This is a genomic window from Paenibacillus sp. MT86 (assembly GCF_058792535.1).
This window is the reverse complement of the sequence record NZ_CM179499.1, coordinates 4,410,131-4,422,859: the sequence shown is the minus strand read 5'-3', so window position 1 is coordinate 4,422,859 and position 12,729 is coordinate 4,410,131. Positions and strand designations below refer to the sequence as shown.

Sequence of the window (12,729 nt, the reverse complement as noted above, 5' to 3'; positions counted from 1 at the left end):
CATCATTTAGTTGAGATATGGATATACAGACATTGTATCGTATCTGCGAAAGAGAGGGAAGTCCAGTGATCTCAGAAGAGCGTATCATTCAAGAGTTTATGGAACTGGTTCAAGTGGATAGCGAAACCAAACATGAAGAAGAGATCTCGAAAGTTCTCCAACAGAAATTTTCCGGTCTCGGCTTCGAAATCATAGAAGACGATGCCAAGGAAAAGACGGGGCACGGAGCAGGCAATCTGATTATTACCTGGAAAGCGGACGAGGCGGCCCAGCATGCGCCTAAGCTGCTTTTTACCTGCCATATGGATACCGTAACACCCGGGAAAGGCATCAAACCGACTCTGGGCGATGACGGTTGGATCCGAAGCGACGGAACGACCATCCTCGGGGCGGACGACAAAGCCGGCATCGCTGCTTTGCTTGAAGGCATTCGGGTCATTCAGGAAAATAACATTCCGCACGGGCAAGTCCAGTTTGTCATTACGGTAGGAGAGGAATCGGGGCTGGTCGGAGCGCGGGCGCTAAATCCCGATGTTTTGGATGCGGATATCGGCTTTGCGCTGGATTCCAACGGGGAGCTGGGTTCGATCGCAGTTGCCGCCCCGACCCAGGCGAAAATCAAAATGATTATCAAAGGCAAGTCTGCCCATGCCGGCGTAAATCCGGAGGACGGCATCAGTGCCATTCAAGTCGCGTCCAAAGCCATTGCCAAAATGAAGCTCGGACGCATCGATAAGGAGACCACGGCTAACATCGGCAAATTCCAGGGCGGAAGCGCTACGAATATCGTGTGCGACTTTGTTCAGATCGATGCCGAAGCACGCAGCATCGTTCAGGAAAAGGTCGATAAGCAAGTGAACGATATGCGTGAAGCGCTCGAAACCACGGTTCGTGAATACAATGCCAATTGCGAGTTCATTAGCGAGATCGTTTATCCGGCCTTCAGCTTCAATGAGCATGACGAGGTCGTTCAGCTTGCGCAGCGGGCCATCGGCGGATTGGGTTTGCCGACCCGCACGTTCCGGTCCGGCGGCGGCAGTGACGCCAATATTTTTAACGGCCTCGGCATTCCAACCGTCAATCTGGCAATTGGATATCAAGACATTCATACTACGCAGGAGCGCATTCAAGCTTCTGATTTAGTGAAGGCGGCGCAGATTGTGGTTGGAATTATCCAGGAAACGGCCAAAGCGTAGTCGATGATGATGAAATAAAGCCCGCTGCGGATGCTGGATGTCCGCAGCGGGCTTTTTAAATGCAACTAATTCAGGAAAGACATCGTCGGGGAGGTCTCTACCCTTTTTTGGGCAGGCGTCCAGGTGGTGTGCCAGTTCGTACTCTCGACAACATGCAATGCGGCATTAATGTTGTCGAGGTATAGCTCGATTTCCTTCCTTGCCGCTGCAGAGGAATAACTCTCCTCAAGACGGGCGGAAAGGGAAATCAACGCGGACTGCAAATAACAAGCGGCTTCGCCGAAGCGAGCCTCCGTATGCCCGGGAGAAGCGAGCCTTAGCTGCTCGAGCATGGATGCGGCCTCGTCATATTTACCCAGGTCATACAAATGTTCAGCCGCTATGAAACATACCTTCTTGCTGTAGCTGTCTTGGTCCTGGAGAGGTAACGCTTCCAATTGATGCAACCTGGAAATTGCTTGTCCCCTGTAGCCTTCATCATAAAGAAAACAGATAAGAGCATAATAAGCACGTTCGCCGCTATCGGCAAGCAGATGTTCCGCGATGGAGATCATGTTGAGCGATATGGCAGTGCGAGCTAATTGTAAAGCCTCCGACATGACGATGAATCGGTCAGGCAGCGAATGCTGAAGGCTCCACTCGCAGAGCTGCCGGATTCGGGTCAGCTGAGCCATTTCGGATCCTTGCGGACGCGGCAGTTCCCGCGGCTGACGGGTGGAATCCCGAAGGTAGCTGTCAATGAACTGCATGGCTTCTGCGGTTTGACCCGCCATGATGAGGCAAGTCACGTACATGATACAGGTATCGGAATATAAACTTCCCTGCTCAGCAAAGCAGCGGGAGGCAAACGGATAAGCCCCGATGTAATATAAAGACCTGCCAACCATGATATGGGATGCCGGAAAGCCGCTTGTTTCGTCCAAGAGCCGTTCGCATATGGCTTGGTCCGGGGTTCCTTGCAGAAGCAGGAGTGCGGCCCATTGATTCAGCGCCTCTTGGGCGTGGGCACCGGAATGAAGCACGACGGTTCTGAAGGCCTCCTCGGCTTTGCCGTAGGAACGCATTCGCATGCTTAATAGCCCGTACTCAAGCCAGCTTAAATCGACTTCCTTCCATCCCGAGCTCGTTGTATCGGTTGTTGCGGATTGTGCAGCATCCTTGAAGCTCTTCAAAGCCTTCTCAAGATACCCCCGTTTTTTGTACCATTTTCCGCGCTCATATTCAGTTGAAGGTGGATTTGTAATCGGATCGGTTTCAATAATAGGTAGTTGTCGCATGTCGAAGCCTCCCAATGATATAAACACCCTTATAGGTGAAAAGGTCATGGTCCGTATTCGAAAAAAATAGAAAAAAGTCGAAAAACAGGTCTACAGAACTAATTTCCCGATCTATTTTCATAAATATTTTTAGAAGATTTAGAAATAATATCCACAATCATCGTTTCGGAGCCCCATTGCTGCTGCCATTGCTTCAGCATAATCCGAATCTGCCAGGCCTGTCCTACCAAATGTATCGAATGGTCACCTTTGTAGCTTTTCATGGGCGGCTTCCTTCTTTCTTGGAAATTTTGATATAATACATCTTATGCACTAGCATGGTCCGCCATGCCGTTTTTAAACAAAGGAGGTCATTTTGTGAGCGATATCGGCAGTAAGACCCGTGAAGCATCGGATAAATTGCTGGAAGAAACCACCTTGTCCACCCAATCTATTTTTGAAGGGAAAATCATATCGCTGCAGGTCGATACGGTGACACTGCCCGATGGGCAGACGGCAACCCGTGAGGTTGTCAGGCATCCCGGCGCCGTAGCGGTGCTTGCGTTAAAAGACGATAAAATGCTGGCCGTCAATCAATTTCGTCAGCCTCTTGGGCGCTGTGAGGTTGAAATCCCTGCCGGCAAGCTGGAGCGGGGGGAAGATCCGCTTGAAGCGGCCAAACGTGAACTGCAGGAGGAAACCGGTTATACGTGCGGCTCGATCCGAAAACTGCATTCCTTCTATACATCTCCGGGGTTTGCCGATGAGATCATTCACTTGTACCTGGCAGAGGATCTGGTCGGAGGCGACATGAACCCCGATGAGGACGAGTTCATAGAGATGATGGAAATCTCGCTGGAAGAGGCGTACTCCCTCATCCAAGAGGAGAGAATCAGCGATGCCAAAACCATTCTCGCCGTCTATGCTTGGAATATGTACAGCTTGACGGGTAAGATCTGATATGCAGCATCCTGATGAGAACGTCTCGGCCGGGAAGCTTCAGTCCTATTACTGCGACATGCATATTCATATCGGTCGCACAAGCAGCGGACAAGCTGTGAAAATAAGCGCAAGCAACAACCTGACCTTTGAAAATATAGCCGTCGAAGCTTCGGAGCGGAAAGGCATTCAGATGATCGGCATCATCGATTGCCATTCTCCTTCGGTGCAGGAAGACATTCTGCAGTGTTTGGACAGCGGCGTCATGCAGGAGATCGACGGGGGCGGAATTGCGTATCGGGATACGGTAATCCTGCTTGGCAGCGAGATTGAAATACGTGAAAGCGGCCGAGGCGCGGCCCATGTGCTGGCTTATTTTCCCGACCTGGGCACGATGCAGGAGTTCACCGGCTGGATGGCCGGATATATGAAAAACGTCCAGCTGAGTTCCCAGCGCATCTATGTCAGTCCGCTGGAGCTGCAGCAAGAGATTACGGCACGCGGCGGGCTGCTGATACCCGCTCATGTCTTTACGCCTCATAAGGGGCTTTACGGCAGCATGGCTGACCGTATGAGCGAGGTGTTCGATCTGAACGGGATCGCGGGCATCGAACTTGGGCTCAGCGCCGATTCCTCGATGGCAGGACGGATTAGCGAGCTGGATGCCTATTCCTTTTTGACCAATTCGGATGCGCATTCCCTCGGGAAAATCGGCAGGGAATACAACCGGATCGACATGGCCAAGCCTTCATTCGCAGAATTTCGCCAGGCGCTTCAGGCTAGCAACCGGAGAAGAATCAGTGCGAACTATGGGCTGAATCCCAGACTGGGAAAATACCATCGTACCTATTGCGTGGGATGCGACAGCATTCTGGATGAAGGGAGCGACGTTCATGATTTGGTCCGCTGCCCGTACTGCGGCAGTACCAAGCTGGTCCAAGGCGTGTTTGACCGAATTCTGAACATCGCTGACCGCACGGAGCCTGTGGTGCCGGAGAGTCGGCCGGCGTATCACTACCAGGTTCCGCTAGAGTTCATCCCGGGTCTAGGGAAGTCCTCCATGTCGAAGCTGCTTGACGCCTTCGGCACCGAAATGAATATCCTTCATCAGGCTACGGAAGCGGAGCTGGCGGCCGTTGCCGGCGAGGGACTCGCGGCAAGCATCGTGATGGCCCGGAATGGGACGCTGCCCTTATCGGCTGGCGGCGGAGGCTCTTACGGGAAGGTGCTCCGGTAAATCGGGTCAACTCTTTCAACCAAGCAGGTCATACAAGGCTGACGATTGTCATAGAGTAGAGTAGAGACACAGAAAGGAGACTCTATTCTATGCAATCATTCCGCCAAGCCTTTAAGGATCAGACGATGCTCTATGTGTTTGTAGGCGTCTTGTTTTTAGTGGGCGTGCTGTTCGGAGCGTTGATGGTCAATGCACTTTCATTGGAGCAACAGCAGGAAATGGCCCGCTATTTAAACCACTTTTTTGTTAACGTGCAGGACGGTGGAGAATCCATGAGTCAGTCTTCTTACTGGAGCATCGCAGCCCTGCATCTGAAATGGATCGGATTGATATGGATTCTGGGATTGTCCGTCATCGGGCTTCCGGGAATATTGATATTGGATTTTCTAAAAGGGGTTCTCATTGGGTTTACGGTCGGTTATCTGGTGGGGCAGTATTCATGGAAAGGTCTGCTGTTCGCCTTGGTCTCGATTGCGCCGCAAAATTTGCTTATCATACCGGTGCTCATGATGTGCAGCGTAGCCGCAATTACCTTCTCGCTCTACATCATCAGGGACCGATTTATCATGAATCGCGGAGGCAGCATGATGAAGCCCTTTGCTTCGTATGCCATGCTGACATTTTTCATGGTCATGCTGACGCTCGGGGTCGCTTTTTTTGAAACCTGGGTAACCCCCGCCATGATGCGCTGGGTTACGCCCATGTTGCTATAATCCGCGAATTTTTCCATAAAGCAAAACCGTTTGACTTTGTTTGTCAAATCCCCCTATAATGAAGGAAGTGAACAATAACGTGCAGTGATTTCCAAGGGGGAGGGAAACGATGGAAGCGCGGATCGACAAAATTAAGCAGCAGCTACAATCCCAAGGATACAAATTAACGCCCCAACGGGAAGCCACGGTAAGCGTATTGTTGGAAAATGAAGACGACCACCTTAGCGCAGAGGATGTATTTATGCTCGTGAAAGAGAAGGCTCCGGAGATCGGTCTGGCAACCGTGTACCGTACCCTAGAGCTGCTCAGTGAGCTTCATGTTGTAGAGAAGATAAATTTTGGCGATGGTGTCGCCCGTTACGACTTGCGGACGGATACTTCGAAGCATCACCATCATCATTTGATATGTACTCAATGTGGAAGCATGGATGAAATACGCGAGGATTGGCTCGGTCCGTTGGAAGAGCGGTTAGAGCGAGAATTCAACTTTACCGTTCATGACCATCGGCTTGATTTCCATGGCATATGCTACCGTTGCAAAGAGAAGGGCAAGAATGACCAGGACAAATCCTAATTTTATATCTTTCAACAAACCGCAGTGATGATCATCACGGCAGCCCTCTACGGCGGTAAGCCGGGAGGGCTTTTTAGATAATTAACTATATTAGGCGGTTCATGCACGCTTATCGTATCGTTCACTTTTCAGCACAAATTATACTTTTACATCATCCAAGTACGTCGATTAGACGTTTTTTTTATTCTTCAGAATAACCGCCGGACCCAATGGCTGATCGGAGATAAGAGGGATGCGGTCATAATCCTGCAGCTTGTATCATAGGCTTTACGTGAAATGATACCTGCAATACCCGCTTTCAATTGAGCGATCGATGCCATGTGAAAGAGAGGCGCTGCCAGTGATTATATCTATTCGAAAAATAGGCTCACTGATCCGTTTTATTTCGATGTTTGCCGTGTTGACCATGTTTTTTTACTTCGTGCTGGGATGGGTAGGCGATTGGCTAACACCAGTGGATCCTTACCGTGCGCCTTCGGGACAAGCGGTAAAGGCTTTTCAGCCGGAGAGCACCATGGACTCCCGTTATTCGCCGGCCGAGCGTCTCCGATTGTATTACTGGTACGGAGAGTGATCGTGCTTGCAAAGGGCCGCGGGAATAGGAGCAAAAGATCATGAAACCATATCTGGACGAATATGTACAATACCTGGAGGACGAGAAGGGACTGTCCCGAAGCACGATAGCATCGTATCGGGCCGACCTTCAAGGATTCCTTGCATTTGCAGCTGAAAGGGAGGTCACCCATCCGCGAGAGGTGAATCGAACGCTGCTCGGGCTGTATGTGGGAAGATTGAGGCAGCAGGGGAAGGCGGCATCGAGCCTGCTTCGATGCACGGCTTCCCTGCGTTCCTTTTTTCAGTATTTGGTGCGTCAAGCCGTTATTGTACAGGATCCGACTCAGCTGCTGGATAATCCGAAGCCGGAACGGAAGCCGCCGAAGTCGCTAACCGTGGAGCAGGTGGACAAGCTGCTGTCGGCTCCCGATTCCGGTACCCCGCAGGGCGCCAGGGACAAAGCGATGCTTGAGCTGCTGTACGCTTCGGGCATCAAGGTCTCGGAATTGGTGAATCTGTCCATCCATGACATCCATTTGGAGATGCGCTTTTTACGCTGCGCGGTTTCCGGTGGGAAGGAGCGTATTCTGCCGATCACCCCGATTGCAGCCGAGAGCGTTGCATTTTATGTGCGAGATATGCGGGACAAGCTGATGCGGGATGCCGGGGAAGACGCGTTATTCCTGAATTCGCTGGGAACGCGCTTGACACGGCAGGGTTTTTGGAAAATTATTAAAAAGTATGGCAAGCTTGCCGATATTGACGAGGACATCACGCCGCATACCCTTCGGCATTCGTTTGCCATGCATTTGCTGGGGAACGGCGCGGACTTGCGTTCGGTTCAGGAGATGCTGGGACACTCGGCATTGTCCACAACCGGGATGTATCAATCTGCCAAGAAAAGCATGAAGGAAGTATACGATCATTATCACCCGAGATCATAGGGCGGAACTACCGGCACTAGGATCTACAATTTATCATCAGAATAGGAGCGGTATGAATATGAGTTCAGTCCATCAGCAAAGCATTAAGGAAGCAGCAGCATACATACGAGGGCAGAATGGCGTCCAGCCCGAGGTCGGCCTGATATTGGGTTCGGGGCTCGGCGTGTTGGCGGAATTGATTGAGAATCCGGTTTCGATCGCTTACACGGACATTCCTCATTTTCCCGTATCGACGGTGGAAGGACATGAAGGCGAACTGCTGCTGGGCACGATCCACGACCGGCCTGTCGTCCTGATGAAGGGCCGTTTCCACATGTACGAAGGCTACGGCCCGGAAGTGACGGCTTTTCCGGTACGCGTCATGAAGGAGCTTGGCGTAAAGAGCCTGCTTGTTACCAATGCGGCCGGAGGCATCAACACGTCCTTCGAGCCGGGCGACCTCATGCTGATCTCCGATCATCTGAACATGACAGGAACCAACCCGTTAATCGGGCCTAACGATCCGGCGCTTGGCGTGCGCTTTCCGGACATGTCTCAGGCTTACAGCCGTCAACTTCGCCAATTGGCAAAAGAAGTCGCCGTGGGTCAGGGCATCGTACTGAGAGAAGGGGTTTACGCAGGTTTGCTGGGACCGACTTATGAAACGCCGGCCGAGATTGTCATGCTGCGCACGCTCGGTGCGGACGCGGTAGGCATGTCCACCGTGTCCGAGGTCATTGTAGCAAGGCATGCGGGGCTCGAGGTGCTGGGCATCTCCTGCATCAGCAACATGGCTGCGGGCATACTGGATCAGCCGCTATCCCATGACGAAGTTATGGAAACAGCGGAGAAGGTCCGTGAGAAATTCCTGGCGCTCGTTATGGCCATCATTCCCAAAATGTAATGGTTGTTAGCATGAGGCTGGGCTTTTCGCAGATTTACATCTGCAAGAAGCCCAGCCTCTTTGTTATGTCCTTTTAGATGAATGGCAACAATTTTCCGTAAAATACTGGAATAATTTGTTTTCAACCTGACGACAATGAATAGCAGACCCGCGTACAGCGGGATGCCATTACGAATGTCAGGAGGGGACGGAAGTGAAAAAAGCGTTAATCGCTGGATTTCTGGTTCTAGCCGTGGGATTATCCAGTGCAGCTGTACCAAGTTATGCGGAAGAAAATAGCAAACCCGGCGGAGGATCATCTCAAGAGGAGCTGGCGCCAAGTGCCCGTTCCGCTATATTGCTGGATGCGGATACCGGAACCATTATTTACGAGAAAAACAGCCATGATAAGCTGCCTCCGGCCAGCATCACCAAGGTAATGACGATGCTGCTTACGATGGAAGCCATCGATGAAGGACAATTGAAGTGGACCGATAAGGTGCGCACCAGCGAATATGCGGCATCCATGGGCGGATCCCAGATTTTTCTTGAGCCCGGCGAGGAAATGACCGTGGACGAGATGCTCAAAGGCATTGCCATGGCATCGGGCAATGATGCTTCCGTTGCGATGGCGGAGAAGATTGCCGGCTCGGAAGAAGGCTTCGTGAAAATGATGAACGAGAAAGCGGCGGAGCTCGGAATGAAAGATACGCATTTCGTGAACTGCAACGGACTTCCTGCAGAGAATCATTATACATCGGCCCATGACATAGCGGTCATGAGCAGGGAATTGCTGAAATACGACCAGATCACCAAATATACCGGCGCTTATCAGGATTACTTGCGCAAAGATTCGGAGAAACCGTTCTGGCTGGTCAATACGAACAAGCTGGTGCGGTTCTACACGGGCGCGGACGGATTGAAAACCGGGTATACGTCCGAAGCCAAGTTCTGTTTATCGGCAACGGCCAAACGGGACGGGCTGCGTGCTGTAGCGGTTGTCATGGGGGCTCCGGACACCAAGACGCGGAACAATGAAGTGTCGCGCATGTTTGATTATGCCTTTTCCCAATACACGATGCACTCCATCTATAAGCCTGGCGAAGTGCTCGGTATCGTAAAGGTGCAAAAGGGCAACGTGCCCGAGATCTCGATTCAAGCGGAAAAAGACTACAGCGTGCTTGTCAAGAAAGGCGTAAAGAATCCGGACATCCGTCATGAGATTCAGTTGGATCCGAACCTGAAGGCACCGGTAGCCGCCGGACAAGTCATCGGCAAGCTGTCTGTCTATCAGGGGGAACAGCTCGTGAAGGAGTTCGAGCTGACGTCGCCTGTTAAGGTGGAAAAGGCCGGATTCTGGAAGCTGTTCAAACGGACAACCGGCAAGTTGTTTCATGTAGATTAATGGGAGTTTTCTTCTAGTTTTGTCGTGATGCAGGAATGTCTTTTTCGAATGTAGAAATCCTTGTTCATGTCAGGGAGGAGAGTGAACAAACATGAATCTGCATGTTGATATGGAGCATCACAGGCATGTTCTGATCGTCCGTCTGTCCGGCGAGCTGGATCATCATACGGCCGATCATGTCCGGATGCAGCTGGATGAAGCCATTCAGAGACGTCAAACAGAGCACTTGGTGCTGAGCTTAAAAGACTTGGATTTTATGGACAGCTCAGGGCTGGGAGTCATTCTGGGACGCTATAAATTCATCAAGCAAAAGGGCGGAAAGATGGCGGTGTGCGATGTCAAGCCGCAGGTTTACCGCTTGCTTGACATGTCGGGGCTGTTCAAAATCATGCCGATATACGAGAACGAGGGCACGGCACTCTCGGGTCTGGAGGTAGTGTCATGAGTGAAGGAAGAGCACAGCATAATTTTATGTCGCTGCAGTTTGCCGCTAAGTCGGAAAACGAATCCTTTGCCCGTGTCGCCGTGGCTGCATTCATCTCCCAGATGGATCCCAACATGGATGAGCTGAATGATCTGAAAACGGTGGTTTCCGAGGCCGTCACGAACAGCATCATCCATGGTTACGATAGCGACCCGGAAGGGGTCGTCAAGATTGAAGCCTCGATAGACGGGGATATGATCACGCTGCGCATCGAAGATTCCGGCCACGGGATCGAAGATCTGGAGATGGCGAAGCAGCCGCTGTATACCTCGAAGCCGGAGCTGGAACGATCCGGCATGGGATTCACCATCATGGAAAATTTCATGGACGAATTTGAAGTGGTCAGCGAACCAGGCAACGGTACGTCGATCAAAATGAAAAAGAGGATCGAATCTAAGAAAGCTTTATATAATTAGGGGTTGGACAAATGGATGCCGATGTGAAGAAAACTTCGCAGACTTATTTGGACGACGCGGAGGTCAAACGACTCATTGCACTTAGCCAAAGCGGGGATAATGTCGCCCGGGACACGCTCGTCAACTGTAATATTCGTCTTGTCTGGTCTGTCGTTCAACGGTTTATGAACCGGGGGTATGAGCCGGATGATCTGTTTCAGATCGGCTGTATCGGTCTCCTCAAATCCGTGGACAAGTTCGATCTCAGTTATGACGTAAAGTTCTCTACCTATGCCGTACCGATGATTATCGGTGAAATTCAGCGTTTCTTAAGGGACGACGGGACTCTGAAGGTCAGCCGTTCGCTTAAGGAGATGGCCAACAAAGTCAGGAAGAAGCGGGACGAGCTGTCCAAGCAGCTCGATCGTCTTCCCACGGTGAAAGAGGTTGCCGAAGAGCTGGGGGTAACGCCCGAGGAAGTGGTGTTTGCCCAGGAGGCGAACAAACCGCCAACCTCGATTCATGAGACCGTATTTGAAAATGACGGGGATCCCATCACGCTAATGGATCAGATTGCCGATGATTCGCAGGAACGATGGTTTGACAAGCTGGCCTTGAACGAAGCGATAGGGGGCTTGACCGAACGGGAGCGACTCATTGTATATCTAAGGTACTATCGGGATCAGACGCAGTCGGAAGTTGCCACCCGGCTGGGCATATCCCAGGTGCAGGTATCGCGGCTCGAGAAAAAAATATTGCAGAGCATTCGAAACGAGATCGCGCAGTAGCGGGATCTATACCGTATCCTAAAGCCTGCACAAAGAAAGCGCCGTCCTTCTGGGACGGCGCTTTCTTGCGGAAATAAGACCGTAACCACTTCAGCGTCTTCCCCCTTTATCTCACTTGACGAACTTTCCCTAAAGGGGGCCTGTCTTCTAAGTGAGATGTCGATGGTTGATTAGCTTGTTTTTTTTGTATAACGATCCTGGCCGATCCGGCGATTAAAGAAAGTATGGTAAATCCGAGTAGAAACGATGGCAATTTCCCATACTAACGGTAATTTAGCAGTAAAGGAGTGTTTCGGATGAAGGTTAATCCCACTCCGACGGTGTTTCTGCAGCTGCGGAGCCGAATACGGCTGCCGAGAGACCAGACCGTCAAACTAGGTGATGTCGCCTTCATAGTCTGTGAGCCCGAATGGGAGAAACGGCTCAGAGCCCTGCCGTTGACTCAGCCGAAGGATATCGACGGCAACCGTCTTGTCATGGATCTGATTCAAATCATTCCGAAGATACAAGGGTTGATTCCGAGCGCCCATATTGAACCGATGGGTAACCATCATACCCTGGTGGAGCTTGTCGGTCCGGACAGCAAACGATCCAGACTGTGGTTCCCGCTCATTTGGCTGCTCTTGTTTTTCGGTTCTGCGCTCACCATCATGAACTTTCATGCAGACGTCAACATGCTTGAGGTCCAGATCCGGATTGTCGAAATGGTGACGGGAAAACGAGATGAGCATCCCTATTTGTTCCAGATCGCATACTCTCTGGGGCTCGGATTCGGCATGACGGTGTTCTTCAATCATTTGTTCAAGAAAAAATGGAATGAAGAACCGACCCCGCTGGAGGTGGAAATGTACCTCTATCAGGAAAATCTGGATCAGTTCGTGGTCGCCGAAGAATACCGGAAAATGAATGCCAGTGCCGATACGACGGGGGAAAAACCATGATGTTGTCCATTCTGCAAGGGGTATTTACCTGTGTTCTCGGCGTTGCCGGAGGCATCGCCGTCGGCGGCGGCGTGATTGCGCTCATCATTGTGCTGGACATCATACCGAGATTGTCCCAGTTGACGGCGACCTACAACCGGGTGCATTGGTACGAAGGAGCATTGATAACGGGATCCTTCATTGGCACGGTGGCCGATTTCTGGAGATGGTCCGTTCCTTTGGGACCGGTCGTGAGTACCGTAATCGGACTGATGTGCGGAATATTTATCGGCATGCTGGCAGCCGCACTGACGGAAGTATTGAATGTCCTGCCGATTCTGGCCAAGCGGCTCCGGCTGAAGGGGTATTTGTTTGGTCTTCTGATGGCGATGGTGGCAGGCAAGGTAGCGGGTTCCCTGTTCGACTGGTTTGTTTACAGCAAGTGACAGTTATGGCTAGGA

16 protein-coding genes are annotated in these 12,729 nt (G+C 51.4%); 14 read left to right on the top strand and 2 right to left on the bottom strand.

Features of this window, described 5'->3' with window-relative positions; genetic code table 11:
- The first annotated feature begins 65 nt into the window (after positions 1-65).
- On the top strand, positions 66-1,196 hold the full coding sequence (locus tag AC3RCL_RS19705) for a tripeptidase T (RefSeq protein WP_036665723.1): 1,131 nt from the start codon (positions 66-68) through the stop codon (positions 1,194-1,196).
- 65 nt (positions 1,197-1,261) lie between these two features.
- On the opposite strand, the gene AC3RCL_RS19700 is transcribed toward AC3RCL_RS19705, so the two are convergent.
- Entirely contained in the window at positions 1,262-2,473 is a 1,212-nt protein-coding gene (locus AC3RCL_RS19700; protein WP_015734479.1) for a tetratricopeptide repeat protein, read from the bottom strand.
- Between the two features lie 98 nt (positions 2,474-2,571).
- Positions 2,572-2,736 (bottom strand): Z-ring formation inhibitor MciZ, encoded by a 165-nt coding sequence (gene mciZ / locus AC3RCL_RS19695; protein WP_015734480.1) that lies wholly within the window; start codon positions 2,734-2,736, stop codon positions 2,572-2,574.
- A 94-nt stretch (positions 2,737-2,830) separates the two neighbouring features.
- Here mciZ and AC3RCL_RS19690 point away from each other — a divergent pair, with 94 nt between their 5' ends.
- From AC3RCL_RS19690 to AC3RCL_RS19630, 13 genes are all read left to right on the top strand, one after another.
- Positions 2,831-3,412: an NUDIX domain-containing protein gene (locus AC3RCL_RS19690; RefSeq protein WP_009595101.1), complete on the top strand. Its 582-nt coding sequence runs from the start codon at positions 2,831-2,833 to the stop codon at positions 3,410-3,412.
- 1 nt (position 3,413) lies between these two features.
- A complete protein-coding gene (locus tag AC3RCL_RS19685) occupies positions 3,414-4,628 on the top strand; it encodes an endonuclease Q family protein (RefSeq protein WP_015734481.1) in 1,215 nt (404 codons plus the stop codon).
- An 89-nt stretch (positions 4,629-4,717) separates the two neighbouring features.
- On the top strand, positions 4,718-5,341 hold the full coding sequence (gene spoIIM, locus AC3RCL_RS19680; protein WP_492531468.1) for a stage II sporulation protein M: 624 nt from the start codon (positions 4,718-4,720) through the stop codon (positions 5,339-5,341).
- A gap of 109 nt (positions 5,342-5,450) precedes the next feature.
- A complete protein-coding gene (gene fur, locus AC3RCL_RS19675; RefSeq protein WP_006209405.1) occupies positions 5,451-5,915 on the top strand; it encodes a ferric iron uptake transcriptional regulator in 465 nt (154 codons plus the stop codon).
- A 340-nt stretch (positions 5,916-6,255) separates the two neighbouring features.
- A complete protein-coding gene (locus AC3RCL_RS19670) occupies positions 6,256-6,489 on the top strand; it encodes a YqzK family protein (protein ID WP_009595237.1) in 234 nt (77 codons plus the stop codon).
- 40 nt (positions 6,490-6,529) lie between these two features.
- Entirely contained in the window at positions 6,530-7,414 is an 885-nt protein-coding gene (locus AC3RCL_RS19665) for a site-specific tyrosine recombinase (protein ID WP_145035528.1), read from the top strand.
- Between the two features lie 58 nt (positions 7,415-7,472).
- On the top strand, positions 7,473-8,297 hold the full coding sequence (locus tag AC3RCL_RS19660; protein ID WP_015734483.1) for a purine-nucleoside phosphorylase: 825 nt from the start codon (positions 7,473-7,475) through the stop codon (positions 8,295-8,297).
- A 193-nt stretch (positions 8,298-8,490) separates the two neighbouring features.
- Positions 8,491-9,681, top strand: coding sequence for a D-alanyl-D-alanine carboxypeptidase family protein (locus AC3RCL_RS19655; RefSeq protein WP_015734484.1), 1,191 nt, complete (start codon positions 8,491-8,493; stop codon positions 9,679-9,681).
- A gap of 91 nt (positions 9,682-9,772) precedes the next feature.
- Complete coding sequence (gene spoIIAA / locus AC3RCL_RS19650; RefSeq protein ID WP_009595152.1) at positions 9,773-10,126, top strand: anti-sigma F factor antagonist; 354 nt, start codon at positions 9,773-9,775, stop codon at positions 10,124-10,126.
- A complete protein-coding gene (spoIIAB, locus tag AC3RCL_RS19645; protein ID WP_015734485.1) occupies positions 10,123-10,581 on the top strand; it encodes an anti-sigma F factor in 459 nt (152 codons plus the stop codon). The genes spoIIAA and spoIIAB overlap by 4 nt, the downstream gene beginning before the upstream one ends.
- 11 nt (positions 10,582-10,592) lie before the next feature.
- Entirely contained in the window at positions 10,593-11,348 is a 756-nt protein-coding gene (gene sigF, locus AC3RCL_RS19640; RefSeq protein WP_009595135.1) for an RNA polymerase sporulation sigma factor SigF, read from the top strand.
- Positions 11,349-11,644: 296 nt separating this feature from the next.
- Positions 11,645-12,289: a stage V sporulation protein AA gene (locus tag AC3RCL_RS19635; protein ID WP_145035530.1), complete on the top strand. Its 645-nt coding sequence runs from the start codon at positions 11,645-11,647 to the stop codon at positions 12,287-12,289.
- On the top strand, positions 12,286-12,714 hold the full coding sequence (locus tag AC3RCL_RS19630; RefSeq protein WP_492531462.1) for a stage V sporulation protein AB: 429 nt from the start codon (positions 12,286-12,288) through the stop codon (positions 12,712-12,714). The genes AC3RCL_RS19635 and AC3RCL_RS19630 overlap by 4 nt, the downstream gene beginning before the upstream one ends.
- The last annotated feature ends 15 nt before the right edge of the window (positions 12,715-12,729 follow it).

Coding starts and splice junctions, on each gene's coding strand:
- AC3RCL_RS19700 (WP_015734479.1), bottom strand. CDS start 2,473: ATGCGACAACTACCTATTATTGAAACCGATCCGATTACAAATCCACCT.
- mciZ (WP_015734480.1), bottom strand. CDS start 2,736: ATGAAAAGCTACAAAGGTGACCATTCGATACATTTGGTAGGACAGGCC.
- AC3RCL_RS19685 (WP_015734481.1), top strand. CDS start 3,414: ATGCAGCATCCTGATGAGAACGTCTCGGCCGGGAAGCTTCAGTCCTAT.
- spoIIM (WP_492531468.1), top strand. CDS start 4,718: ATGCAATCATTCCGCCAAGCCTTTAAGGATCAGACGATGCTCTATGTG.
- fur (WP_006209405.1), top strand. CDS start 5,451: ATGGAAGCGCGGATCGACAAAATTAAGCAGCAGCTACAATCCCAAGGA.
- AC3RCL_RS19665 (WP_145035528.1), top strand. CDS start 6,530: ATGAAACCATATCTGGACGAATATGTACAATACCTGGAGGACGAGAAG.
- AC3RCL_RS19660 (WP_015734483.1), top strand. CDS start 7,473: ATGAGTTCAGTCCATCAGCAAAGCATTAAGGAAGCAGCAGCATACATA.
- spoIIAA (WP_009595152.1), top strand. CDS start 9,773: ATGAATCTGCATGTTGATATGGAGCATCACAGGCATGTTCTGATCGTC.
- spoIIAB (WP_015734485.1), top strand. CDS start 10,123: ATGAGTGAAGGAAGAGCACAGCATAATTTTATGTCGCTGCAGTTTGCC.
- sigF (WP_009595135.1), top strand. CDS start 10,593: ATGGATGCCGATGTGAAGAAAACTTCGCAGACTTATTTGGACGACGCG.
- AC3RCL_RS19635 (WP_145035530.1), top strand. CDS start 11,645: ATGAAGGTTAATCCCACTCCGACGGTGTTTCTGCAGCTGCGGAGCCGA.
- AC3RCL_RS19630 (WP_492531462.1), top strand. CDS start 12,286: ATGATGTTGTCCATTCTGCAAGGGGTATTTACCTGTGTTCTCGGCGTT.